This window comes from Nitrosomonas sp. Nm132, from assembly GCF_900100485.1.
GTDB lineage: Bacteria > Pseudomonadota > Gammaproteobacteria > Burkholderiales > Nitrosomonadaceae > Nitrosomonas.
This window is the reverse complement of the sequence record NZ_FNDH01000015.1, coordinates 39,406-64,057: the sequence shown is the minus strand read 5'-3', so window position 1 is coordinate 64,057 and position 24,652 is coordinate 39,406. Positions and strand designations below refer to the sequence as shown.

Below are 24,652 nucleotides of genomic sequence, written 5' to 3'. Positions count from 1 at the left end.
GGAAAAGTGCGATCGGGGGCAAGCAAGCGCACAGCGAACCGTGCTGCCCAGGCACTGCGCATGGCGGCAGTTTCATTGAAATCCAGTCAGTCTGCGCTGGGTGTCTATTATAGGAGATTATGTGGCAGGCTCGACAAGGCAAAGGCAATCACAGCGACAGCGCACAAACTGGCGCGCTTGATTCTACACGATGCTAATGGAAGGAACCAGGTACGTCGATAAAGGGCAGGATGACTTTGATGAGCGATACCGTCAACGCGTGTTGCATCATCTGACTGTACGCGCTTGGGAGCCGGGGTTCAATCTTACCCCTGTTCCTGAGATAGCTTAATATTTGCTGTAAAACCAGTGTGTTATATTTGTTTCTTGAAAGCAATTAATCCCATCTTGATTGGATTTTTCATCACGCCTGCCTTAGCCCAAGCACAACAATCCAAGATACCCGAACCTGACATTTTTGCTCCCATTACAGTGACTGCAACGCGCACAGAAAAAAAACTGAACAAATACCCGATGCGATTACCACTATTGAGCGGAGTAAATATACCGATCACCAACCTGGCGCTACACTGGATGAATTTGCTTACGGTACACCCGGTGTTTTCTTCCAGAATCAATATAACTTTACGCAGGATTTGCGGATTGCCATTCGCGGCTTTGGTGCGCGCTCACCATTTGGTGTACGGGGCATCCAGTTGCGTGTCGATGATATTCCGCAAACCTTGCCGGATGGTCAGACACAGCTCGATGCTATTGATCCAGCTTTGATCGAGCGGATGGAAATTTTGCGAGGCCCTTCGACCTCGTTATATGGTAATGCTTCCGGCGGTATGATCAGCATTACTACTCGCTCACCACGCGAAAAGCTTGAAGTCGCGCCGCGTCTAGTTTTTGGTCAGTTCGGTTATTTGAAATCGGAATTGTACGCAGGGGGACGGATGGAAAATTTTGACTATGGATTGTTCGGATCGTATCTCCAGCAGAATGGCTGGCGCAATCATAGCAGCATGGAAAACCTGTTTTCCCAAGTCAAACTAAATTTTCAATCATCACCTAATTCTGACTGGATGGTTTTAATGCATGAGTTTTATTCCCCGGATTCGAAAGATCCAGGTGCATTAACGCTCGCCGAAGTGAATGCCAACCCGAAGCAGGCAGCAGCGAATAACCAGTTGTTTAATGCCAGTGAAGCCATCCGCCAGGAACAATTCGCTGTGCGCTACCGGAAAAGCCCTTCCACTAACCAGATATTAACTATTGTTGCTCATGCGTTACACCGCGATTTTCAGAATTTGCTGCCATTTAACATTGGCGGACAGGTGGAATTCGATCGCTGGACAGGAGGGCTGACAGCTCAGTTTGTGAGCGATCATACTTTGCTGAAGCGCGCTAATCGCCTGCTGGTCGGTGTCGACTATGCCATCCAGAATGACGATCGACGACGTTTCAATAACCTTTTTGGAGTGCAGGGGGCGTTAAATCTGGATCAAATTGAACGCGTACAGAATGTCGGGCCGTTTTTACGCAATGAATGGAGTCTAACCGACAAATTGGAGCTTGTGGCCGGTGGCCGCTGGGATTGGTTGCAATATCGGGTAAAGGATGCATTTCTTTCGGACAGCAATCAATCGGGCAACAAAACGCTCTCTCAGGTCAGTAGCACGGCGGGGCTTGTGTATCGCCCGCTGGAAACCCATCAGATCTATACCCATATCGCTTCCGTCTTTGAAGCACCCACGACCACAGAATTGATCAACAATCCAGCAGGAACGGGAGGATTCAATAACAACCTTGAAGCCCAGACTTCCTTGAGCAAAGAAATCGGATTACGTGGCAACCCTGCTGGTTTTGCGTACGAAGCCACATTTTTTCATATCCATACTCGCAACGAAATCACACCATTTGAGTTAGCTGAATCTCCCAGCCGCGCTTTTTTTGCAACGCGGGAAAATCACGCAGACTAGGGGTTGAAAGCCGTCTGGCAACGCCAGTATGGCAGGGATGGCAAGGTGAAATCACCTACACCTATTCGGATTTCGAGTTTGAGCGCTATTTCGTTGATAATATCGATCTGAAAGGTAATGAGTTTCCTGGTTTACCAAAACATAGATGGGAGGGAAGAGTACGTTATACCCATCCCACTGGAATATTTGGGCAACTGCATGTCCATCGGGTAGGAGAATTTTTTGTGAATGACATCAATACCGTCACCAACCATGCCTATACCCTGGGGCAATTGTTATTGGGATGGGAAAAGAAACATCGCTGGCTCGAAGGTTCGGTATTTATTGGCATCAATAATCTGTTCGATGAGCGCTACAATGCTAATACGCGTATCAACGCCGCATTTGGTCGTTTTTTTGAACCTGGTCCGCTCCTCAATGTTTTTGGAGGGCTGCGCATCCGGATGATACCGTTTTAACCTAGGTTTCTCAGTTGGGCGGGGTGAAGTATGCGGTTTTACGGATGTAGGGTAAGGCGCAACGACGCGGAATAGTTGTTGTATTCCAAAGAGTTGCAACACAACCATGTGCCCGCAAAATTGTGCAATCCGCATCAGAGCGTAACACCCAAAAGGTGAGGGTAGCAGTTGTTGTAAAAGTTAGAATATTTACAATGCTAACACCAGAATTAGCGATCAACTGAGGAATCCAAGTTTAATGTTTTGTTTACTCTTACATGAACAAGGAGGAATGAAAATGACTCGTATCTTGCTGATAACCAAGTTGTTCGCTTTGCTTACCTTGGGCAGTCTCTATTTTTATTCCATTGCCCATGCTCAATCTTCCCAGGTGAAACTCGAAGTACATGTCTTAGTTAAAGGGTTAAATCATCCCTGGAGCATGGTATTCCTGCCTGACGGAAGAATACTTTTAACTGAGCGTATAGGGCAACTTCGTATCGTATCGGCCGATGGCAAACTCTCCTCACCCATCAAGGGTGTGCCTGCCGTGTTTGCCAAGGATCAGGGAGGGTTACTAGGTTTGGCGCTAGATCCCGATTTCCCCAGAAATCATCTTATTTATTTCTCCTATGCGGAACCACAAGGCGGTGTAGCCGGCACTGCTGTTGCCAGAGCAAAGCTAGTCGATATGGCACTAGAAAATCTCCAAGTGATCTTTCGTCAGCAGCCCAAAATAGACGGTACCAAGCATTTTGGATCTCGCTTGGTATTTGCGCCGGATGGCAGTCTTTTTGTGACACTTGGTGAGCGTTTCAAATATATGGACCAAGCTCAACAGCTCGATAATCATCTCGGTAAACTGGTCAGAATCCGGAGTGATGGCTCTGTGCCTTCCGACAATCCCTTTGTCAAAGATCAAAAAGCCAAACCGGAAATCTGGTCCTTTGGTCATCGGAATATTCAGGGTGCCGCCATTCATCCTGGCACCGGAGAATTATGGATTCATGAGCATGGCCCGCGTGGGGGAGATGAAATCAGCATCCCCAAAGCAGGCAAGAATTATGGCTGGCCCCTGGCAAGCTATGGTATTCACTACTGGATGACGCCTATCAAAAAGGAACATGCGGGGCAAGGATTTGAAGAGCCGATTTATTACTGGACACCTTCCATCGCACCTTCTGGCATGATGTTCTATAAAGGCACCCTATTTCCAGAATGGAAGGGTAATTTGTTTATTGGTGCATTGGCTGGTAAGCATCTGGTCAGGCTGGTAGTCAATGAAAAAAATATCATTAGTGAAGAAAAATTACTAATAGATATCGCACGTATTCGCGATGTCGCAGAAGGGCCAGATGGCGCAATTTATCTGTTGACTGATGAAGAGAATGGAAAATTGCTCAAGTTGACGCGGACAACAGCACAATAAGATTTATCCAAGCTCATATATATTGGTCGGAGAACGTCAATTGTTTCAAGCGAAGAGAAGACGAATTTAAACCTAGATTCCTCAGTTGGACGGCTCTACCAATTCATGATAGCGATAAAACGTATCTCTAGAGACACCCATATCAAACTCGGCAACTCTCTCTATTTCAAGTGCGCTGACGATTAGATCGGAACTAGTACCATTGATAAGATTGTGCTCACGCCCAAAGCGTGTGGTACTGAATACGCCATCGACCTGCATGGCGACCTTGCCGGAATTTTGACAATTGCGGCAGGTAAGCAGCAAAAGGTTAGCGATAACGATCCCTTGTTGCAGCAAGTCAAAATGATGACCGAATCAGGTGATCAAAAACATGGTTGACAGGATGATTCTTGTGCTGATGAAGTCTTTTCAGAAGAAGGTTCTTTATCTGACGAGAACAAGATGGTTAACCGAAATGCACATCCATCCCGTAAAACTGAGTTCGCTGATAAGCCGCATAAAACTGCGGCTCACAAACAGGATAAGGTGGTTGCGGGGGCAGGATTTGAACCTACGACCTTCGGGTTATGAGCCCGACGAGCTGCCAGACTGCTCCACCCCGCGCCAGAACGACGTATAATAGCAGCTAATACTCATACCGTCAAACCATTTGACGGTAACCATCTCTTGATTATTCGTTTGATATAGCGATACCTGCATCAATGTTATAGCGCCATCGTAGCCCCTACCCATGGCGCTAATAAGCCACGTGCAATACCTGGTTAATTCTGTCTTGATTAAAGCCAGTATTAGTATTGCAGTTGACGGCTTGTCCAGCGTTCTTGCTTGTATCGTTGCCAAGCTATTTCCTTTCTTAATACAGCATTGACAGTACTCAAAATGCTGTTCACATCGACTGGTTTGATTTTCTCTCCAGTATTCCCTGTCAGCTTAACCTCTAAATGCAATTTTCCACGCTGATAAAGCGACCAAATCTCCGAACCATAATCAGTACAAGCAAGTTCGGGGGCAAAACGACTCAGATAGGCGGTTACATTATCAACATCTCGCTTAAGTATTCTCTGGGTACTGTTATTACTTGCAGCAAAAATCGCCTGAGGAAAATCGATAATGACAGGGCCCTGGTTACCGACTAATACATTGTATTCAGATAAATCACCATGAACGATGCCATGACAAAGCATACGGACAATTTGTCCAATTAAAAAATGATGGTATGTTCTCGCCAGCTCAGCGGTCAGTATCAAATCATTCAATCTGGGAGCAACATTACCATCGCTATCAGTGATGAGCTCCATTAATAATACGCCTTCAAAAAAGTTATAGTACTTTGGTGTCCGTACGCCAACTGTCGCCAGATGAGACATGGTATCCACTTCGGTACTTTGCCACGCCTCTTTCTGTGCCATGCGGCCAAAATCACTTCTTCTTTGAATAGCACGTGCGCGCCGGCTACTTCTAACCTGCCTTCCTTCCGTATAACTTACACTCTGGCGAAAATTACGTCTGTTAGTTTCCTTATATACTTTGGCGCATCGGATATCGCTTCCGCAACGTACAACATATACCATTGCTTCCTTGCCACTCATGAGTTGACAAATAACTGAATCAACAAGACCTTCTTCAATCAGTGGCTCAATTCTTTTGGGGATTTTCATAAGATTTTATATAGACATGTCAATACATCACACGCCTTCTATACTCCTGTCAAATAAATGAATTCTCTCTACCAATGCCAATGGGTGAGAAATCACGTGGCCGTTACCTCACCTTTTAACATTGACTAATTTTGCTGATATCTTGCCGATTTGCTTCGATGCCATACTGCGTCCTGGAGCGGCATTTGTTTAGCAGCAGAAGTCGTCTTACCCGCATTACGCTGATCTGTGGTTATCGCTTGCTTTCTGGTTCCGGTAAAGTTCATATAAAGCCTATCCAATAGCGCTTGATACAAATTACTTCCTTTAAGTTTAAAAAACATACCTACCTCCTTGATTGCAGTTATTAAATTGTTTCTTTAATAATCAACCACGTGAATTGCATTGTAGAGAGAAAAGAACAGCATTGGAATGTGACAAATTGTCGCGGGGCAATTTGCCGCAGCCACTTTTATTTAACATAAACAACCGTCCCCAAACAGTTGTTTACCTATGGTAAATCAGCTTGATGACACAATTATTAAACTTTGATCGATTATGCTCTTATGGCATGATTGATTGCGCTGCTCGAATATTTGTTCGCTATTCATTGGATTTTGCTTCTTCAAATCCATTTCATTCAGGGTGGAAAAGCACCTGCTGAAATGGTATAAAGCCTACCTAATTCCTAATGAATTTCTATTAATCAAAATTCCAGTTCTAAAAAACTAAAGCTTTTTTACTCCATCTGGTAAAAAATACCCCTAAGACTGGGCAGGTAGTTATCAATCACGCTTACTTTCAAGAAACTCCACATGGCGAATATATGACTTCTTTAACAACACAGACCATTCCAGATGCAGCACAGCAGAAGATCATGCAGCTTATCGCAGCAGAACTCGGCATTACTCCCCAGCAGGTAGCAGCAGCAGTCACCCTGCTCGATAGTGGCGCAACCGTACCTTTCATTGCGCGCTACCGCAAGGAAGTGACCCAAAACTTGGATGATACGCATCTGCGAAACATAGAAGAGCGTCTGCAATATTTGCGCGAACTGGAAGAACGGCGCATAACGATTCTGGCTTCGATCGAGGAGCAGGGCAAGCTAACCGATGAATTGCGTCACGCGATTGAGCAAGCGGCAACGAAACAGCTCCTAGAGGATATTTACCTGCCCTACAAACCCAAACGTCGCACGCGTGCGCAAATCGCACGGGAAGCAGGCCTGGAACCTTTGGCTGATGCGCTTCTGCATGATCCAACATTGATTCCTGAGCAGGAAGCTACGAAATATATAAAAGTTCAGCCAGCCGCCGAAGGGGTTGAAGCGATCAATGTGCCCGACGTAAAAACTGCCCTCGAGGGCGCGCGCGATATTCTGGCTGAACGTTTCGCCGAAACCGCTGATTTGCTCGCCGCCCTGCGCAACAAACTTTGGCATGAAGGAATCGTGACTTCTACAGTCGTAGCAGGCAAGGAAACGGCGGAAGAAGAAAAGTTTCGTGACTACTACGCCTATGCTGAACCGATCCGCACCATCCCCTCACACCGCGCATTGGCGTTGTTCCGTGGCCGTGCCTTGGGAATACTCAGAATTGAGCTCGGTCTGGATGAGGCGTCAGAAACCATGGTGCCGCACCCTTGTGTCGCTATGATCGCGGCCCATTTCGGTATCGAGAATCGGGGACGCAACGCAGATAAATGGCTGGGAGATGTCTGCCAATGGACTTGGCGTGTCAAAGCGCACCTGCATCTCAGCACCGAATTGCTGCTGCAATTGCGGGAAGCAGCCGAAGTAGAAGCCATCAAGATTTTCAGCCGCAACCTGCGTGAATTACTGCTCGCCGCCCCCGCAGGCCCCAAGGCCGTGCTCGGCCTTGATCCCGGCTACCGTACCGGCTGCAAAGTGGCCGTAGTCGACTCAACCGGCAAGCTGCTGGAGACAGATACCATCTATCCCCACCAGCCACGCAATGACTGGCAGGGATCATTGGCAACCATCGCACAATTAGTGATCCGGCATGGCGTCGAATTGATTTCGATCGGAAATGGCACCGCCAGCCGTGAAACGGATAAGCTGGCCACTGACGTCATCAAGCTCGTTGCAGAACAAAAACCTGAGCTGAAGGTAACCAAAATTGTCGTCAGCGAAGCAGGCGCTTCAGTCTATTCAGCCTCGGCCTTTGCCGCAGCCGAGTTTCCCGATTTGGATGTGAGTCTGCGCGGTGCTGCATCCATTGCCAGGCGTTTGCAAGACCCGCTTGCTGAACTCGTCAAAATCGAACCCAAGTCGATCGGTGTCGGCCAGTATCAGCATGATGTCAATCAACGGATCTTAGCGCGTTCACTCGACGCGACCGTCGAAGACTGTGTCAACGCAGTCGGCGTAGATGTCAACACCGCATCGGCACCCTTGCTGGCACGGGTTTCTGGCCTAAATCGCGTATTGGCTCAGAACATTGTGGAATACCGCGATAGCCATGGTCCATTTCCGAGTCGCCAAACAATACGCAAAGTGCCGCGTGTAGGTGAAAAAACATTCGAACAAGCAGCCGGTTTTTTACGTATCAATGACGGTGACAATCCGTTGGATCGCTCCGCGGTCCACCCGGAAGCCTACCCCGTCGTCGAGCGTATCTTGGCACACCTGAAAAAAGGCATCGAACACGTCATGGGCCGACCGGAAATATTGAAGGACCTCTCCCCCACCGAATTTACCGACGACAGCTTTGGTCTGCCGACCGTCCGGGATATCCTCACTGAGTTGGAAAAGCCCGGGCGCGATCCACGTCCGGAATTCAAAACGGCCATCTTTCAAGACGGCATAGAAACGCTAGCAGACCTGCATTCTGGAATGATACTCGAAGGCGTGGTGACCAATGTGGCGGCCTTTGGCGCCTTCGTCGATATCGGCGTGCATCAGGATGGTCTGGTGCACGTATCTGCCCTGGCAAATAAATTCGTCAAAGATCCGCATCAAATCGTCAAACCCGGCCAGATCGTCAAAGTAAAAGTACTGGAAGTCGATGCTGCCCGGCAGCGTATCGGTCTCACCATGCGCCTGGAGGACAAGGCGGACACCCCCGCTCCCAGCACTGACACCCGCACCCCCCAGCCTCATGCAGGACGCAAGCGGCAATCGCGTCATTCACAGCAAACGACATCGCACAAACCTGAGCCGGTGAGCGCGTTTGCACTGGCGCTGGCACGGGCTAAGGAGAAAAAGTAGCAGGCTATTTAATCGCGTTAACACTGCCGATCCAGTCTAATTCTAGTTAGCCATAGTTACGCATCATGCTCTCCGAACAAGATAGAAAGCTGATCTCCTACTTCCGAGGGCAGCCGCAGAAAGAAGCTACAGCTGCCGAGGTAATGGTTGCACTTGACTACCCATCGGTCGGAGCGGTCAACCTGCATGTCGCTCGCCTTGCCAAAGATATTGCCGGCTTCCTCTCGTATAGCCCGACTGCTCGCGCCAACGGACAAAAAAGATAGTGGCTTTGTCTCTTCAAGGGCCGAGATGAAAAACACGGTTTTGTCTGGACGCTTCGAAAAGACGTAGAGGCTTGGTATATCGGTGCACACCCCGACGAAGACTTCTTGTTCAAGGTAAAGGTATCCGCACAAGATTCTGCAGCAAGAGCCAAGCGACTGGCTGCCGCACCGAAAAAGCCCACCGTAAGGATCACGACCATCTTGGACTTTGATCGAAACCCGGATGTCGTAGCTGAGGTCTTGGCCCAGGCATCTGGGAAATGCCAGCGGTGCGGAGATCCCGCGCCGTTCATTCGGAAGCATGACGGCTCCCCCTATCTTGAAGTCCATCACAAAATTCCCCTCGCATTTGGCGGCGAGGACACAGTGGTAAATGCTATTGCTCTATGCCCCAACTGCCACAGGGAGGCCCACTATGGCTAACACTGCGCTCCAAGGGGCACGCCGCAAGCAGCGCGCCCCTGAGCTTCGACGTTAGGAAAAGGCATTTCATCCATGAGCGGCTTTGAATGGGAAACGGAATTAAATCGATGGTTAAATTCGCGTCGCGACATTTCGGCAGAACTAGCAAATAGCATTATTGCCTTCTTCGAAGTTACCTTTGAACACACGAACTGCCCAGAACGTGCGTGGTTTGGAGTTCATACTTCAAGAGCAAGTCTCGTTGTTGGAGGAATTTACCTCGCAGCCATCCAACGCTCAGGGGAAGATCAAGGATTTTGGCTGTTGGTCGACCAACAAGCTCCGCCAATCGAGAATATTGAATATAGACCAGTAAAGTCTACGCAAAAGTCAAGACATCCATTGATCTGGGCTCATTCTGTATCATTAGAAATAATCCCAAAATTACTCGACAACAAACTTTTATGGAATTCATTTTCATCAGCTACCGAAAAAATTTTCGCATCACCGATTGCAAGCGACAAGGACTCTATCCAAGAGCGACGAAAAAAAACGCGTCTAAGTGAGTTCTGGAAAAACAAAACAGAAAAAATTACTAACGAACAATTCCAAAACTCGGTTCGTGCCGCATTGCTCGACACCCGAGAAGCACGGCGCAAACGACTGGAAAACACCGAAACAATTCCCAACAAAATCAAAATCGCATCCATTTCCTTTACTCGCAATCCTGATGTGGTAGCCGAAGTTCTTTTACGTGCAAATGGATACTGTGAGCACTGCAACAATCCGGCACCATTTATTCGCCGCGCGGACAATACGCCATACCTTGAGGTCCATCACATTAAAATGCTTGCGGAAGGTGGTGAAGATACGGTTGCCAATGCAGTAGCTCTTTGTCCAAACTGTCATCGGCAGGCCCATTATAGCTAACCACATGATTTATATAACCTTCAATCACGGCGTCCGACTGGGCTCCTCTGCCTAACTCGGCGCTCAAATGGGACGCGCTAAAGCGCGCCCTTTAGCTTCAGCGTTAAGCATCATATGAGCGTGCTGCTGCGTGATTGATATGTCCAATGCAGCGCAAGCTTTCACTTGGCTTCAAGCATCCACTCCCTGCTTGAGGCTCGCTTGAATAAAATCATCCAGATCCCCATCGAGCACGGCCTGGGTATTGCCGATTTCAACATTGGTCCGCAAGTCCTTAATGCGGGATTGGTCCAGCACATAGGAGCGGATCTGGTAACCCCATGCGATATCGGTCTTGGCATCCTCTACTGCCTGCTTGGTCTCATTGCGTTTGCGCAATTCAGCCTCATAAAGACGGGATTTCAGCATGGCCATGGCATCGGCTTTATTCCGATGTTGCGAGCGGCCGCTTTGGCATTGCACCACGATATTGGTGGGAAGGTGCGTAATTCGCACAGCCGAATCGGTCTTATTGATGTGCTGGCCACCTGCACCGGAGGCGCGGAAAGTATCTATCCGTAAATCGGCAGGATTGATGTCGATCTCGATACTGTCATCGACTTCGGGATAAACGAACACACTGGCAAAAGAAGTATGACGGCGGTTTCCCGAATCGAACGGCGATTTACGCACGAGGCGATGCACCCCGGTTTCAGTTCGTAAATAACCATAGGCATAATCGCCGCTTACTTTGAGCGTAGCACTTTTGATTCCTGCAGTATCACCTGCAGATTCCTCGAGCACCTCCACCTCAAAGTCACGGCGCTCGCAATAGCGCAAATACATCCTTTCCAGCATGGATGCCCAATCCTGAGCTTCCGTCCCTCCCGAACCAGATTGAATATCGATAAAACAGTTGTTGGGATCCATCGGATCTGAGAACATGCGGCGAAATTCGATATCAGCCACTATTTTTTCGATCTGTGCGACATCAGATACGATACTTTGCAAGGTCGCATCGTCATTTTCTTCTTTCGCAATCTGAAGCAATTCATTGGCATCTTGCAATTGCCTGTCGAGCCCCTCGAGCGTCAACACCACGCTTTCCAGCGCCTTCTTCTCGCGCCCTAATTCCTGGGCGCGTTGGGCATCATTCCAGACAGACGGATCTTCTGCTCGCCTGGCGACTTCGGTCAACCGTAATTTCTTGGTATCGAAGTCAAAGATACCTCCGCAATGCTGTTTCCCGATCATTGAGATCGGCAAGATGATGAATTAAGCTATTGAGTTGTTCTGCATCCATATGGTGACAATCCGAAAAAGATTTAATTGAATATTGTAGCGCTATTTAAGCCAAATTACCTGATTGCAAGGCGAACTCAATTCCTGATTGCATCAAACCCACGAGATGGATATTGTCAGTATTGATTGGGGTATCCGCTGCAAATACTGTCAAAGCAGCAGCCGACACTTCCCCACTATCCAGCATCTGCAAGTAAGGCCGTTTCTGCTCCTGCGCTGGATTGATACCAAATAAATTACGCCATAACAGCATGACTGTTTCATTATGGGTACGCGCGCCTGCTGCATCGAGCGCTACCGTGGCCAGCGCCTCATTACTCATGCCGTTATCAAGCAAGGATAAGCCAATGCTGACATACTCTTTATTATTGACCGATTCAGCGCCAAATACTGCCCCGAGGAATTTGGCGACCTGTCCAGCGTGCCCCTCCATATCAAGCGCTAACCCAATGTCACTAAATTCCAGGCGCTCTATCTCCGCAACAGAGTCCTGACCATCGGCTCCCGTTTGATCAATTACAGTATAGCCTCCCTGAGACTTACTCACGGCATAATGAGCGCGCGGTCCTAGAAATACCGCAGTATCCATTCCTGTCCCACCCGACAAAGTATCATCGCCTTCTCTGCCGATCAGATCATCATGCCCACCACTACCTGACAAAATATTGTTATACCTGTTACCGATCAGTAGATCATCTCCTTGACCACCTGATGCATTTTCGATAACTGCACCATAAGCAATCCAGATATTCTGAGCCAAATCCGCGCTTACACTATCCCCTACCAACACAGCGTTACCGATCAATGATCCTTCTCCCTCCCTCAGATCAATAATCGCAATCTGCGCGCCGCTATACTCAATCCAGTCGATTCCCCCACTGTCCCAGATCGTCTCATGGTAAGTTCTGGCATCATCATACTGATAGCGATTATCCTCACGATGATAAGTAGTATTGGCTCCGTACACATGCTGGATTGCCAATATGTCCAATGGCATCGGGGTAGTAGGATAGAAATCAAAAGCTGAATTTTGATTTCCTGGCAACGCAGAATAGCTCATGATCGTTGAAGACATGGTATCCATCGAAGATGGAAATCCACGCGCCTCGAAAGGGTGATCAAGGCCCAGCGCATGACCGATTTCATGCATGACTGTCAGAAAGGCATAGCTCCCGGGAATCCATGGCTCTTGAGCGCTACTACTCGAACTTTTGATCCAGATATCCCCTCCAGCGGCAAAACCCGTCCCAAGTGGCAAATATGACCAAGCTTCTGCATCAGCCATATCCTTTGCTTCGCTGTAGGCGACACGAATATCGCCGACAGCGTATTGGGATTCGGCGACTAATCTAAACTGTACATTTGCAACATTCACCCACTGCTGCAGCGCAGTACTGAAGTAAGTCTGATCAGAGGCAGCAAGCGGCATAAAAGCCTGTAGATTCCAGGGCTCTCCTTCGCCGTTAGTCGGACCATAGCCTTTTGAGGGATCGGTTGACCAGTAAGAATCATTGCCTGGAAAGCTATAAGTAATCGTCGAGCTTGCCCATCGCTTGCCAAAAATGAGCGCATCGATACTGATATTTCCTGTCAAATTAACCGGAATGACCTCGCTTGAGGTCGTAGGAGCTGGCATAGTGTTATTCCTATTATTTATTTTTAATTAAAGATTGGCGTTGATAAGAGAAACATTTCTGCTGCCGTGTTCAACAGCAAGTTTCAAAGCTGCTTACCCAAATATTGTCAGTGTCTATGCGCTTCTTTTATGCAAATTGCCAGAGAATTCCCTAAAAACATAATTTTTCTGATGCTGTTGCGCGCAATTCACGGATATATCGGGTTTAGCTAATCTGGAAACAATCGTTATAATGCTAAAATGGATATTTCTTATTATAAAAAATATTGAACTAAAAGTTGATAGCTTGCGTAATAGCCAAATTGAAAGAAGTGCTACCCAATACGATGTTTGAACATGCAGTAGATATAATCTAGTGCACTGACTCCCAAGTCAGACACATTAAGCAATCAAGGTACTATTAAAATTAAATAATATAAAACAAAGATTGTTACGATGATGATTGAATCAAAAATTGGTTTTTTCAAAATGGGAATGGGATCTTTTCCTAAGCAATACGTGATTAAGCTGGCTGAATCGCGAAGATCTGGAAAATCACGCTCTCTGATGCCTACCGGAGCATTAGTATTATTGATCATCTGCTTATTTAGTGGTTGCTCTGCTCCCATAAAAACGCCCACCCCAACAGTATCCCGAACACAGCAACATGCCCCCTATAATAAACCCTACAAAGTACGGGGTAAGACCTATTATCCAATGTCTTCAGCGGTGGGCTACAGTGAGAAGGGCATTGCTTCATGGTATGGCGCGGAATCGGGCAACCGAACTGCGATGGGAACACGTTTTTACCCACAAGGGATATCAGCCGCGCATAAAACTCTCCCCTTACCCACTAAGGTAAGAGTGACCAATCTTCGTAATGGCCGCGCTATCGATGTAATTGTCAATGATCGTGGTCCTTTCAAGAGAAATAGATTGATTGATCTGTCGCATGGTGCAGCTAAAAAAATTGGGCTACGTGGTCTTACTGAAGTCAAAGTGGAATACCTCGAAAACGTGGCCAGCAATCCATAGCAGCCTATCCAGTTTCACTGGAACTGTCGCCATAGTATGGGCATTCTACCCTTGCTAAAACAAGATAAAATTTTCATCTGGATGAAGCACAGAATAGTTATTATTCAGCTTATGCTTAGGACTGGCTCATTATTTTTATGATATAAACCTGTTATTTTCTGATAGACATGACAGAAAAGATTATAAATAGAGGTTATTAAGGGAGGACATTTGGAGCGCGGATTCTATACGATAATGGCGGCGCAATTTTTTTCGTCATTAGCTGATAATGCATTACTGGTAGTGGCGATCGCCCTGTTGATTGATTTGCATGCGCCCGCTTATCTTACTCCTATGCTCAAATTCGTATTTGTGCTGTTCTATGTCATTCTGGCACCATTTGTAGGCGCATTTGCGGATTCCATGGCCAAGGGACGGGTCATGTTCATCAGCAACTCGATTAAAATTGCTGGCTGTATCCTTTTGTTCTTTGCGATGCATCAGTATTTTGCACTCGGCGCCTATGCCATTGTCGGGCTAGGTGCAGCAGCCTACTCTCCCGCAAAATACGGCATACTGACCGAGTTGTTGCCTCCGGAAAAACTGGTGATTGCCAATGGCTGGATTGAAGGGCTAACTGTCGGTTCTATCGTGCTTGGCACAGTGCTCGGCGGACTTCTCATCACGCCTGCCATTTCGTCCGTTCTGTTGTCGATTGATTTTCCTTTCATTGATACAGGTCTGGATACGCGGCTAGAAGCGGCCATTCTACTTGTTGCAGCATTTTATACGATTGCAGCCACTTTTAACTTATTCATACCCAATACTGGAATTGATCATCGAATACTCAGAAAGAATCCGTCATTTCTGATCCACGAATTCGCACATTGCGTCAAGCTATTATGGACCGACAAGCTTGGCCAGATCTCACTTGCTGTCACAACCTTGTTCTGGGGAGCAGGCGCCACCTTGCAATTTATTGTCTTGAAGTGGGCTGATATCGCGCTTGGGTTCCCACTCAATGAAGCGGCACAACTACAGGGCGTAGTAGCGCTCGGCATTGCGCTGGGAGCGGTCTTGGCGGCTAAATTAGTCTCGCTGCGTGATTCGGTAAAAGTCATTCCACTGGGCATTGCCATGGGAATAGTCGTGATGATGATGATCACTGTGCAGGATTTGTGGATTGCGATTGTGCTGCTGATCCTGATCGGAAGTCTGGCTGGATTTTTTGTGGTACCGATGAATGCCCTCTTACAGCATCGCGGACATATTTTGATGGGCGCCGGTCATTCGATCGCAGTACAGAATTTCAACGAGAATCTCAGTATTCTTGCCATGATATTGCTGTATGCGTTGTTCATCATGATGGATGTGCATATTTACGTTGTGATTGCACTATTTGGCCTATTTGTCGCCGTGAGCATGATCCTCATCCATAAATGGCACTTGCTTAACCAGAGCAAGCAGGACTCACTTCATCTGATTGGGATGCATAAAATACATTGACACCATTATGCTTTCACTTTTTCTGTAGAACGCTTCAAAATCATTGAACCAACAATGATTGCATGGTCGCCTTGGCAAAGCATAAATCCTCCCATGCTTTGGCTTTATCTGAGAGTGAGCGTAACAGATATGCAGGATGATAAGTAACAATCAAAGGAATGTCTGAATAGCGGTGTAATTTACCACGTAAATTGGCGATACTCTCGCTGGTATGCAATAAATTCTGCGCTGCAATTTTTCCTAACGCGACAATCAGTTTAGGTTTAATCAATACGATCTGCCTTGCCAGATAAGGATGACACTGCTCGGCTTCGCTGGGTTCGGGATTTCTGTTATTAGGCGGTCGGCATTTTACGATATTGGTGATATAGACCCGGTCGCCGCGCTGCAATTGAATGGACTTCAGCATATTATCCAGTAATTTGCCTGCTTGACCGACGAAAGGCTCGCCTATTTCATCTTCTTTCGCACCAGGTCCTTCTCCGATAAACAACCAATCAGCCTGTTCATCACCTACTCCAAATACCGTTCGCGTTCTTGACTGACATAATGGACACGCAGTACAGCAAGCAACTGCAGCTTCAAGCTGCACCCAGTCCATCTTTGCAATCCGTGCCGCCCGATCATCATTCTCCGGCGCTGTAGCGGTGGCCACTGGAATGGATTGATCAACAGGGATAGTCATCGGTGCGCCCTCATTCAGAATGCTATCTGCCCTGCTGCGCCAGATAGGAGTCAAACCGAGTTCGTGCAATATCTCCTTGCGGCGCCGTTGCTTCATAATTCCAGTCTCATCACCAACGCATCCTCACGCCCACACATGGCGGGATAATACCCTTTACGAACTGCGATTTGTTTAAAACCCAAGCGCCGGTATAAATTGGCGGCACCGATATTGGACTCTCGCACATCCAGCAATACTGATACAGCTTCCTGCTGTTTAGCAAGATCGATGAAATACTGCAGTAGCTTGCCACCCCAGCCCTGATGCTGCCATTGCGCTGAGATGCCAATAGTCAGAATATGGGCCTCATCTGGGCCCATCATCATGATACCGTAACCAATAAGCACATCATTTTGCTCTAGCACGCGGCAGTGGTAGCCTGCTTTAACCGAATCAGCAAAATTCATCTCCGTCCAGGGAAAAAGAAAAATTTCACGCTCAATGAGAATGACCCGACTCACATCCTCCAAGCGCATTTCCCTGATCTGACATGCTTGCTGCAAAGCATCGCTCATCGTTCGCTTTCCTTCAAAGCCACCTTGTTTCGTATATAAACAGGAGCAGCCTCTTCGGCAGCAACGCCTAATCCCTTCATTAATTTGGGCGCAGCGAGCTGCGCTATTTCTTGGGCGTGCGGGTAACACCCCAGATCAATTCGGCACAAACTGTCACGGTAAAGATGGCTGAGCGTCTCATAGTACTGGTCAAAACCGCTACCACACCCCACCCAGCAGCCCTTCCCTGGAACCTGAGGAATATGCTGGGGCAAACAGAGTATGGGTGCTTGTACAATTGACCAATCTTCACCAGTATGAAGATAAGCGGCATAATAAATTTCACCCATCCGCGCATCGAGCGCCGTCATGACGTGACTTGCGCCAACTTTTTGCGCCATCGCTTCTAACGTACTGATTCCGATAACAGGCAGGTCAGTAGCAAACGCCAGTCCTTGCACTATCCCGCAAGCGATACGTAAGCCAGTAAATGATCCCGGTCCGGCGCCGAAAGCGAAGCCATCCAATTGGGTCAGAGCCAGCCCAGATTCAGTCAGCATTTCCTGCAGCATAGGCAGCAGTAACTCGGTATGCTTTTGCCCAGCCAGCACTTCTTTGCTCAGTACAACCCCATCCAACCATAAGGCAAGTGAGCAATATTCAGTGGAAGTATCGAGCGCAAGAATTTTCATTAGGATTAAAAGAGTTTTTTCAGAAAAGTAATGTTATACCGTATTCAGACTTTTTCCAGAGGCCAGCGATCAAGTGAAACATACACAATGCCTTCATCGGTCTGCTTGGATTGTACCAACGCCCATTCATTTACATGCCAGGTAATGGGCATCGTCAAATTGGGCAAAGTATTGCACAAGGCTTTTCTTATTAAAGTAATGTGGGGAATATAGCGGCGTTTCTCGAGCGAGAAGCCTGCCTGAGACAATCTATTCTGTAAATCGGCTACCAGCACAGAAAGCCCAGCGGGGCATTGGCTTGAACCAACATGGACAATGCGATTATGTCGCCAGTATTGGATTTCATCCACAGTCAAATCGAAGCTAAACTGCTTGACTTGATTCGCTACCTGCCGGAGCGTTTCCAGCTGTTGACTCTCTACATTTCCAATAAATACCAAGGTGAGATGGATCAGCGGCAAACTGATTTTTCTGCCGCCGCAGACATCTACCAGTTGCCCAGCCAGTTTGCTCAATCTTTCCTGAGCAGCGACATCAGGCCAGACTGCAAAAAAAACTTTTACGGTTGTTTCTGGAGAAGTATTTGCTTCAATCACAAATGTCGTCAATATGCGTAATCAGACAGACCACCTCAGCTACAATGCCTTCGCCCCGCCCAATAAAACCAAGCTTCTCCGCAGTTTTTGCTTTGATATTGATATCGCTGGTAGACATGTTCAAATCTTGAGCAATATTGGCAATCATTGCCAGGATATGCGGAGCCATTTTAGGCGCCTGCGCGATAATGGTTGCATCGATGTTTGTGACCCTGTAGCGCTTACTGATCAGCAAGCGGTGTACCTCGCGCAGTAGCAAACGGCTGTCGATATTTTTATAGCGTGCATCACTGTCTGAAAAATGCTGGCCGATATCCCCTAACGCTGCCGCACCCAGCAATGCATCGCACAGCGCATGCAGCAGCACATCCGCGTCAGAATGTCCTAGCAAACCTTTGTCGTAAGGAATCGTTACGCCACCGATGATCAGATCGCGGCCTGCTACCAGCTGATGCACATCAAAACCCTGACCAATTCTAATATTTTTCACCTTGTTTCCCTCTTCTGCAAAATGAGTTCCGCCAAAGCCAAATCTTGCGGATACGTAACTTTGAAATTATAGGCATCGCTCAGCACCAATCTGGGATGAAGACCCATAGCCTCGATCGCGCTCGCATCGTCCGTAATAGTAGCACTGTCCACTTTGCTCAGCGCCTCCTTTAACAAACCCAGGCGAAACATTTGCGGTGTTTGTGCCTGCCACAAGCCCTCTCTGGATGCTGTGTCCATGGCACGCTGATTCGGATCAGCACGTTTCAAGGTATCTGCAACCGGAATAGCCAGTAATCCACCAACCTCATCAGGCGTTAGCACATCGATCAGTTGTTCGACCTGAGCGACACTCAGGCAAGGCCTTGCCGCATCATGCACGAGCACCCAATCATCATTACAAATCGATGCCTCTGATTGCATGGCCTTCAGTCCGTTCAACACGCTGTCAGCGCGCGTTGCACCGCCGCAATAGCGCACCACCAGCTTGTCAGAGAAGGGTGACCAGTCGTAGCGTAGCCATTCATGATCATCCGGTGCGAGAATGACAAATACCCTAAAAATGCTTGCGGAACTGCACAGCGTGTGCAAAGCATGGTAAATCATCGGTTTCCCCGCCAGCGATAAATACTGTTTTGGCAACTGGTTACCCATGCGCGCACCGGAGCCTGCGGCAGGGATCAAAGCAATAAATCTAGGCATGCTTACTTATATTGTTCAATGAATTGGCTGAGTAAATATTTGCTTCCAATTATCTCACATCATTTCATTGATATCGCATCGCTATAAAGAAAAGCATGCTGCAAATTCTGTGATTGGTATAACTTAGTTTGAAAGCGAAATTAGGCTATAGGAATTTCGCAGTGAAGTAGCGAATTAAGCTGTGATAGCCTTTTTTTTGGCTTCGACCTGCTACCTGTGATTCGGGCAGTTAAACCTTTAGCAATCCCCAGGCAAAGCCGGGGACTACCTCATTTATTTACTTTGTACGCATTTACCAGAAGAACCAGATTTATTAAGGAGATAAAGCTTTCGTAACTGAAATGCAGAAACGAATTGGAAAAGAAAAAGACGATTTAAATATACCCAAGCAGCAAAAGCGACCGGTTGCAAAATTTTTACCGGCGATTGCAGCACAACACAAAGACCGCAAAATGGCTATCATTGCTGCTTACAAAACAGGGGTATACAACCAGCGAGAAATCGCTGAGTTTTATCAATTGCACCCAACGACGATTGTGGCTATTGTTCACAAGAATAAGAATTCTTTATTATGGACCTGACCCTTTCTTGCGATTCTTGACTCGCTGCTCCCGCACTATGCTGATGTGCTTTAACATAGCTGCCATCAATAAATTCCCATTCCCAATCCGGATCAATAGCCAACGCTTTGAAAATATTGAACCATTTCCTGCTCAATGACCATGCATTGAATCTTTTATAGATGGAATTCCAGCAGCCGAACGCCTTGGGCAGGTCTCGCCACGGACAGCCAACCCGCATTCGATACAGTATTCCTTCTATCGTCATGCGCAGATTGCGCTTGTTATAAATCGCTTCTTGAAGCAGAATCTTCTCCAGCTTCGACCAGAACTCATCACTGAGCATCAATCGGGGCATCGCAAACTCGTTTTGTTGGTGGTATAGGAACCCCAATATTACGAGTTTGTTTCTATCTATGAAATACTTATCTTAAAACGTCAACAGACCCTAGTTGGACATCATAATTTAAAGTTACAAAAAGGCATCGAATGATACAAGATACACTTAATTATTGGGTTGTTGCCGCAATGCTTGGCGGAACAAAAGATGGAGATATCTTTCAGGATTGCATTGAAAGAGGCTATTGGTACTGCTGGGAACCTGATTCAGCATCAGAGGAGTCTCCAAAGGTTGAAGAAATGCGCAACCTATTGCGCTCTATTAATCCCGGTGACAGGATAGCAATCAAAAAACAATTGGGCTCTGGTGAGAATGCCTCATTCATAGAAATTCGTGCAATTGGCATAGTTAAGGTAGTGGACACGAAAGAATGGCGCGTTTACGTTGACTGGCTATTACCTCTAAAAGGAGATTCTACAAAAGAAATGTCTAGACGAGTCCCTAAAAAAGGGCCTGGCGGTATATCTTCAATTTCTGGCCCTTTTAAAAACAATGAGATAAATAAAGATTGGCTTCCAAATATATTCTGCATTTGAAATGCACCGATTATTTATTTAACAAATGCCCAACATGGTGTTCCGCCGGACGCTCCGCCAGCAAGCTGGTGCCGTTCCGGTGAACTCTACGTTAGGGCCAATCTAAGAATCATGCCAGACCAATCAGACGCCACATGCGCAGGAGTGCAAGCTAAGACAGCGATGTTTCCCTTCTCAACAGACTTAATCGCAGGGTGCAAACGATTTGCCTTGCTCGCACAGTCGGCTAAAGAGCCCGGAGACATGCGCTGCTGGAACTCCGCATGCGTGATGTTTGCAGCCAGCGCCATTGAAAGTCGGGTAAACGAATGGATTGCTCTCGCGCGAGAAATCGAAGGTGGCCCGCAGCCATCTGAATTCTGGGAAGAAATGACGGTGCTCCAGAAGACGCTGTCGCTCGAACGAAAATGGAACCTCATCGCGTCCGTTCATGGAGGGGAGATCTGGAACGGCGGAATGGAACCATTCCAATCCTACGAAACGATCGTCGCGCTTCGCAATGAGTTGGTTCATTTCAAAGGACAATTCCTTGAGAAGAACAATGCACCGAACAATAGAATTCGTGGCCTAATGTCTCAGCTCAAAATTGTGAGCAACTCCACATTCGTTGAGGGCGACGTATCTTCTTGGGTGAGCGACTTACTTGAGCAAAGAAGCTTGGGCGTTTGGGTTGAATCAAAAGTCAGGCACTTTTACGAAGCTCTGCTTGGATTGCTGCTCGGAGACCCTAACAAAGCCACGACTATTAATAGGTATTAATAGGGGACAGACCACGATTGTTTCCAAAATTAACAGAACTTATTTAGTGCCAGCCCGGAAACTCTCATCTCCGATAAGAAACATGGGGTTGCGTCTAATTTAAGAAATGAAGATTTCTCAAAAATTGAGTTAAATCGACAAAATTAGCTGGTTTTGACGCATTTTCAAGCAAAACAATATCAAACTTCGCTTGAAATCAGCGAAAATATTGTCCTCAAAGACAAACTTCGTTCAAGTGGAACTCAAATGCGCGTAGTGCAAAATACCCAGATGGAACTAGGTGAAATTGACGTCTCTGAAATCAAATTCGATTTGAGATCATGAGACGACATACCGAAGATACTGCGCGGCTTACAGCACCTGTACCTGAACGAGGCATTGCGTGAAAAAGTTTTTACCTTACTGCAAAGTGAAATTGCCCCCAAGGTGGATAAGAAACATTGAGGTGTCAGATCTTGCAAAAACACATTTCCTACACCTCAGGGTCAGATCCAGAACTAAGAATGCTTACTCTTATAAACAATAACCCCAATCATCGCTCTTATTTTTCTTGATTCGCGACTCCGATGTGTTGTTTCAGAACGGCTTCTTACTCTTAACGTTTTAATCTGACGATAAAAGATGCGCCGCTGTTTTTGTTTGGATCAATAGATAAAGCCCCCTCGTATGCTTGGGCAATATCACGAACAATGGCCAGACCAATGCCATGACCTGGCATCGATTGATCAGCCCTCACCCCGCGTTCGATGATCCTGCCTATTTCCTCATGCTTAATGCCGGGACCGTCGTCTGCTACTTTAAGCACGATATCGTCATGTTCGTATTGAGCGCAGATGGCAACTGTCTGCCGGCACCATTTGAAAGCATTATCTATCAGGTTCCCGAGTAATTCCATCAGGTCCCCTTCATCCATTCTCAAGCAAAGCTCAGCCGCAATTTCAATGGCAATTTGTGGATCTTTCTCGTAGTGGGCGCGATTGACTGTATTCACAATTTTTTCAACGACGGGGCGTAACGCAATCAGCCGTGTACCAGGCGAGCTGCCAGCAGTGGCAGCTCGGCGCAACTGATATTGAATGATGTTATCCATCCGGTCAATCTGCTCATCGAGCACGGTTTTGATTGTTGGTGAAAGATTTTCTGTTCTGATTGCACCTCGCAGGATAGCCAAGGGGGTTTTAAGGCTGTGCGCCAGATCGGCCAGTGCATTGCGGTAACGTTGCTGATGCTCCCGTTCGTGATGGATCAGCGAATTGATATTGTCGGTAAGGCGTTTTAACTCGACTGGATAGACCCCCTGCACGCTTTCTTGCAAGCCGGCTTCGACCGCATTCAGTTCAGTTGAAACCTGCCGCACCGGCCGCAGCCCCCAGCCCAATACCAGCATCTGCATAATCAGTAATAATAATCCCATCACGCTCAGCCAGCCCCATAAGTCTCTGCGATAGCTGTCTATCTGCGCTTCTAGCGAGGTGCTATCCATGATCACATGAAACGTAAACGGATAGTCACCTCCATCTGTTTCCCAGGCCACAGCAAAACTATAGATAAAATGAGGTTCATCATTAAGCAGGATCTGCTCAAACTTTCTTTCTCCCTCTAATAGAATAGCGCGTGACGGTAGCGGGATACTCAAGGTAGAAAACGATTTCCAGATGGGTATGTTTGTTCGATCTGTAACGAATGCATAAACACCCGAATTGAGTTGCTCGAATTCAGTCAGGGCGGGGAGTTCTTCAGGCATGGATAAATTGCCATCGTCATCAACTTCAACCTCCCCCATCAGTAAAAAAAGCTTGCCGAGCATACGATCTTGCAGCGCCGTCTGAGCGCTATCGTAAAAGGCGCGATCCAAAGTCAAGGCAGTCCCAACAATAAAAATCAGCAGCACGAATGATGCGCTGAGCAGGATACGCTGATTGAGTGATCTCATGATGAAATTTTGATGGCAAAGCGATAGCCACGTCCCCGTAGCGTTTCTATTGGATTGAGTTTTCCGTCAGGATCAAGTTTGCGGCGCAAACGGCCAATCATGACTTCTAACACGTTACTATCATGACTGTCGTCGTGAGGATAGAGATAATCGGTAAGTGTTGGTTTGGAGATCACTTCACCTTGATGGCGCAACAAATGCTCCAGCAGGCGATATTCAAACATAGTCAGATCGACAATATCATTGTTTAACTTGACCGTTTGTCCGGCCATATCCAGCGTGATGGGTCCAGATTTCAATACCGTACTTGGAACAGCCGTTGCACGACGCAAAAGCGCCTTAAGTCTGGCTTGCAACTCTTCCATCTGGAATGGCTTGGCGAGATAATCATCCGCACCGGTTTCCAAGCCTTTAACCTTGTCTTGCCAGCTATTACGCGCAGTGAGAATAAGTATGGGTAGTAAGCTTCCTTGCTTTCGTAAAGCAGCAATCACTTCCAGGCCTGATAATCCAGGTAAGCCAGTATCAATGATGGCCGCATCCAATGGATATTCACTGGCGATATACAAACCTTCCTTACCGTTATCACAAGTATCAACCATATACCCATCTTCTTGCAGCTGCTGACAAATTTGCTTTTGCAGCTTGATTTCATCTTCAATAATCAAGATACGCATAGTGTCATTGAGTCATTTTGATAAATAAATTTTGCACCAAACGCCATGCGGTAGAAATTTACAAGGCTGACATTACCTGCTTCATTTAATGAGTAGCAATCACTGCACCACTATTCGCGTCTATTGTCACAATACGCACAGTCCCCTTACTACTTAGTATCTTGACACGATAACTGTTGGCCGTATGCTGGACAGATAGAAGGCGTCCTGGAATGTGTTGGCGGGCGATTGTGACTGCTTGTTGCTGGGAAATTTCTGCGTGTTGATTGCTCGTTTGGGAATGAAGGAATGTTTCCTGTGCGGCAGTGACTTCAGAAATGAAACCCGCGATAAAAACAGTAATCAGCAAGCAATGTCGATATGTCATCATTCTCTAA

26 protein-coding genes, 1 tRNA gene and 3 pseudogenes are annotated in these 24,652 nt (G+C 47.1%); 14 read left to right on the top strand and 16 right to left on the bottom strand.

The genetic code is table 11. The features are described from left to right. The 5 genes and pseudogenes from BLP80_RS07640 to BLP80_RS15630 form a co-directional block, all read left to right on the top strand. Positions 1-222: pseudogene (locus BLP80_RS07640) on the top strand (hypothetical protein); the annotation flags it as partial. A gap of 284 nt (positions 223-506) precedes the next feature. Next, positions 507-1,964 (top strand): TonB-dependent receptor family protein, encoded by a 1,458-nt coding sequence (locus BLP80_RS07635; RefSeq protein ID WP_371128819.1) that lies wholly within the window; start codon positions 507-509, stop codon positions 1,962-1,964. Further along, a complete protein-coding gene (locus BLP80_RS16255) occupies positions 1,916-2,422 on the top strand; it encodes a TonB-dependent receptor domain-containing protein (protein ID WP_371128818.1) in 507 nt (168 codons plus the stop codon). The genes BLP80_RS07635 and BLP80_RS16255 overlap by 49 nt, the downstream gene beginning before the upstream one ends. 277 nt (positions 2,423-2,699) lie before the next feature. After that, positions 2,700-3,830 carry a PQQ-dependent sugar dehydrogenase gene (locus BLP80_RS07630; RefSeq protein ID WP_218120407.1) on the top strand — a complete coding sequence of 377 codons (1,131 nt, stop codon included), beginning with the start codon at positions 2,700-2,702 and terminating at the stop codon, positions 3,828-3,830. Between the two features lie 213 nt (positions 3,831-4,043). Continuing rightward, positions 4,044-4,211, top strand: a complete 168-nt coding sequence (locus BLP80_RS15630; protein WP_176754308.1) for a hypothetical protein — start codon at positions 4,044-4,046, stop codon at positions 4,209-4,211. 148 nt (positions 4,212-4,359) lie between these two features. Here BLP80_RS15630 and BLP80_RS07625 read toward each other — a convergent pair. The 3 genes from BLP80_RS07625 to BLP80_RS07615 all read right to left on the bottom strand — a co-directional run bounded on the left by BLP80_RS07625 (position 4,360) and on the right by BLP80_RS07615 (position 5,814). Next, a tRNA-Met gene (locus BLP80_RS07625) sits at positions 4,360-4,436 on the bottom strand. A gap of 185 nt (positions 4,437-4,621) precedes the next feature. After that, positions 4,622-5,491: a PA4780 family RIO1-like protein kinase gene (locus BLP80_RS07620; RefSeq protein ID WP_090541932.1), complete on the bottom strand. Its 870-nt coding sequence runs from the start codon at positions 5,489-5,491 to the stop codon at positions 4,622-4,624. Between the two features lie 125 nt (positions 5,492-5,616). Continuing rightward, positions 5,617-5,814 (bottom strand): hypothetical protein, encoded by a 198-nt coding sequence (locus BLP80_RS07615; RefSeq protein WP_090541930.1) that lies wholly within the window; start codon positions 5,812-5,814, stop codon positions 5,617-5,619. 482 nt (positions 5,815-6,296) lie between these two features. Here BLP80_RS07615 and BLP80_RS07610 point away from each other — a divergent pair, with 482 nt between their 5' ends. Then, the gene (locus BLP80_RS07610; protein WP_090541928.1) at positions 6,297-8,699 is read left to right on the top strand and encodes a Tex family protein; all 2,403 of its coding nucleotides are present in this window, start codon (positions 6,297-6,299) and stop codon (positions 8,697-8,699) included. Positions 8,700-8,755: 56 nt separating this feature from the next. Here the strand turns inward: BLP80_RS07610 and BLP80_RS16250 are convergent, their stop codons facing one another. Continuing rightward, on the bottom strand, positions 8,756-9,295 hold the full coding sequence (locus BLP80_RS16250; RefSeq protein WP_256325007.1) for a hypothetical protein: 540 nt from the start codon (positions 9,293-9,295) through the stop codon (positions 8,756-8,758). Between BLP80_RS16250 and BLP80_RS16245 the strand changes: the two genes are divergently transcribed. Together BLP80_RS16245 and BLP80_RS07595 are read left to right on the top strand one after the other, a co-directional pair. Further along, positions 9,257-9,388, top strand: coding sequence for an HNH endonuclease signature motif containing protein (locus BLP80_RS16245; RefSeq protein WP_256325004.1), 132 nt, complete (start codon positions 9,257-9,259; stop codon positions 9,386-9,388). The two genes, BLP80_RS16250 and BLP80_RS16245, sit on opposite strands and share 39 nt — an antisense overlap. 72 nt (positions 9,389-9,460) lie before the next feature. Continuing rightward, positions 9,461-10,297 carry an HNH endonuclease gene (locus tag BLP80_RS07595; protein WP_090541921.1) on the top strand — a complete coding sequence of 279 codons (837 nt, stop codon included), beginning with the start codon at positions 9,461-9,463 and terminating at the stop codon, positions 10,295-10,297. A 171-nt stretch (positions 10,298-10,468) separates the two neighbouring features. On the opposite strand, the gene prfB is transcribed toward BLP80_RS07595, so the two are convergent. Beyond that, positions 10,469-11,579, bottom strand: a protein-coding gene (prfB, locus tag BLP80_RS07590; protein ID WP_143002252.1) for a peptide chain release factor 2 whose coding sequence is annotated in 2 segments (ribosomal slippage) — positions 10,469-11,497 and positions 11,499-11,579 — 1,110 coding nt in all. Because the reading frame shifts where the segments join, the coding sequence is not laid out codon by codon here. A gap of 45 nt (positions 11,580-11,624) precedes the next feature. Next, positions 11,625-13,214: a M10 family metallopeptidase gene (locus BLP80_RS07585; RefSeq protein ID WP_090541917.1), complete on the bottom strand. Its 1,590-nt coding sequence runs from the start codon at positions 13,212-13,214 to the stop codon at positions 11,625-11,627. A 435-nt stretch (positions 13,215-13,649) separates the two neighbouring features. On the opposite strand from BLP80_RS07585, the gene BLP80_RS07580 reads away from it, so the two are divergent. Together BLP80_RS07580 and lplT are read left to right on the top strand one after the other, a co-directional pair. Continuing rightward, complete coding sequence (locus BLP80_RS07580; RefSeq protein WP_256325003.1) at positions 13,650-14,228, top strand: septal ring lytic transglycosylase RlpA family protein; 579 nt, start codon at positions 13,650-13,652, stop codon at positions 14,226-14,228. A 210-nt stretch (positions 14,229-14,438) separates the two neighbouring features. Continuing rightward, positions 14,439-15,713 (top strand): lysophospholipid transporter LplT, encoded by a 1,275-nt coding sequence (gene lplT / locus BLP80_RS07575; RefSeq protein WP_090541915.1) that lies wholly within the window; start codon positions 14,439-14,441, stop codon positions 15,711-15,713. 40 nt (positions 15,714-15,753) lie between these two features. On the opposite strand, the gene BLP80_RS07570 is transcribed toward lplT, so the two are convergent. Genes BLP80_RS07570 through ispD form a run of 6 tightly spaced genes read right to left on the bottom strand, consistent with a single transcriptional unit; the run spans position 15,754 to position 19,410 of the window. Next, positions 15,754-16,494 (bottom strand): uracil-DNA glycosylase, encoded by a 741-nt coding sequence (locus tag BLP80_RS07570; RefSeq protein WP_090541913.1) that lies wholly within the window; start codon positions 16,492-16,494, stop codon positions 15,754-15,756. Then, entirely contained in the window at positions 16,491-16,952 is a 462-nt protein-coding gene (rimI, locus tag BLP80_RS07565; RefSeq protein WP_090541910.1) for a ribosomal protein S18-alanine N-acetyltransferase, read from the bottom strand. Before rimI ends, BLP80_RS07570 begins: the two co-directional genes overlap by 4 nt. Continuing rightward, entirely contained in the window at positions 16,949-17,623 is a 675-nt protein-coding gene (tsaB, locus tag BLP80_RS07560) for a tRNA (adenosine(37)-N6)-threonylcarbamoyltransferase complex dimerization subunit type 1 TsaB (RefSeq protein WP_090541908.1), read from the bottom strand. The genes rimI and tsaB overlap by 4 nt, the downstream gene beginning before the upstream one ends. A 44-nt stretch (positions 17,624-17,667) precedes the next feature. Then, complete coding sequence (thpR, locus tag BLP80_RS07555; protein WP_256325002.1) at positions 17,668-18,231, bottom strand: RNA 2',3'-cyclic phosphodiesterase; 564 nt, start codon at positions 18,229-18,231, stop codon at positions 17,668-17,670. Further along, positions 18,212-18,709: a 2-C-methyl-D-erythritol 2,4-cyclodiphosphate synthase gene (gene ispF, locus BLP80_RS07550; protein ID WP_090541904.1), complete on the bottom strand. Its 498-nt coding sequence runs from the start codon at positions 18,707-18,709 to the stop codon at positions 18,212-18,214. Before ispF ends, thpR begins: the two co-directional genes overlap by 20 nt. Next, complete coding sequence (gene ispD, locus BLP80_RS07545; RefSeq protein WP_090541903.1) at positions 18,706-19,410, bottom strand: 2-C-methyl-D-erythritol 4-phosphate cytidylyltransferase; 705 nt, start codon at positions 19,408-19,410, stop codon at positions 18,706-18,708. The genes ispF and ispD overlap by 4 nt, the downstream gene beginning before the upstream one ends. Positions 19,411-19,751: 341 nt before the next feature. Here ispD and BLP80_RS07540 point away from each other — a divergent pair, with 341 nt between their 5' ends. Further along, on the top strand, positions 19,752-19,991 hold the full coding sequence (locus BLP80_RS07540; RefSeq protein ID WP_090541901.1) for a hypothetical protein: 240 nt from the start codon (positions 19,752-19,754) through the stop codon (positions 19,989-19,991). 19 nt (positions 19,992-20,010) lie between these two features. Here the strand turns inward: BLP80_RS07540 and BLP80_RS07535 are convergent. Then, positions 20,011-20,328: pseudogene (locus tag BLP80_RS07535) on the bottom strand (transposase); the annotation flags it as partial. Between the two features lie 131 nt (positions 20,329-20,459). Here BLP80_RS07535 and BLP80_RS07530 point away from each other — a divergent pair. From BLP80_RS07530 to BLP80_RS07520, 3 genes and pseudogenes are all read left to right on the top strand, one after another. After that, the gene (locus BLP80_RS07530) at positions 20,460-20,906 is read left to right on the top strand and encodes a hypothetical protein (RefSeq protein WP_090541899.1); all 447 of its coding nucleotides are present in this window, start codon (positions 20,460-20,462) and stop codon (positions 20,904-20,906) included. Positions 20,907-21,050: 144 nt separating this feature from the next. Beyond that, complete coding sequence (locus BLP80_RS07525; protein WP_143002251.1) at positions 21,051-21,665, top strand: hypothetical protein; 615 nt, start codon at positions 21,051-21,053, stop codon at positions 21,663-21,665. Positions 21,666-21,911: 246 nt separating this feature from the next. Continuing rightward, a pseudogene (locus BLP80_RS07520) lies at positions 21,912-22,100 on the top strand (ISNCY family transposase); the annotation flags it as partial. 160 nt (positions 22,101-22,260) lie between these two features. Here BLP80_RS07520 and BLP80_RS07515 read toward each other — a convergent pair. The 3 genes from BLP80_RS07515 to BLP80_RS07505 all read right to left on the bottom strand — a co-directional run bounded on the left by BLP80_RS07515 (position 22,261) and on the right by BLP80_RS07505 (position 24,645). After that, positions 22,261-23,598: an ATP-binding protein gene (locus BLP80_RS07515; RefSeq protein ID WP_090541895.1), complete on the bottom strand. Its 1,338-nt coding sequence runs from the start codon at positions 23,596-23,598 to the stop codon at positions 22,261-22,263. Next, the gene (locus BLP80_RS07510; protein WP_090541893.1) at positions 23,595-24,275 is read right to left on the bottom strand and encodes a response regulator transcription factor; all 681 of its coding nucleotides are present in this window, start codon (positions 24,273-24,275) and stop codon (positions 23,595-23,597) included. The genes BLP80_RS07515 and BLP80_RS07510 overlap by 4 nt, the downstream gene beginning before the upstream one ends. Before the next feature lie 85 nt (positions 24,276-24,360). Beyond that, positions 24,361-24,645 (bottom strand): PepSY domain-containing protein, encoded by a 285-nt coding sequence (locus BLP80_RS07505; protein WP_090541891.1) that lies wholly within the window; start codon positions 24,643-24,645, stop codon positions 24,361-24,363. Between the last annotated feature and the right edge of the window lie 7 nt (positions 24,646-24,652).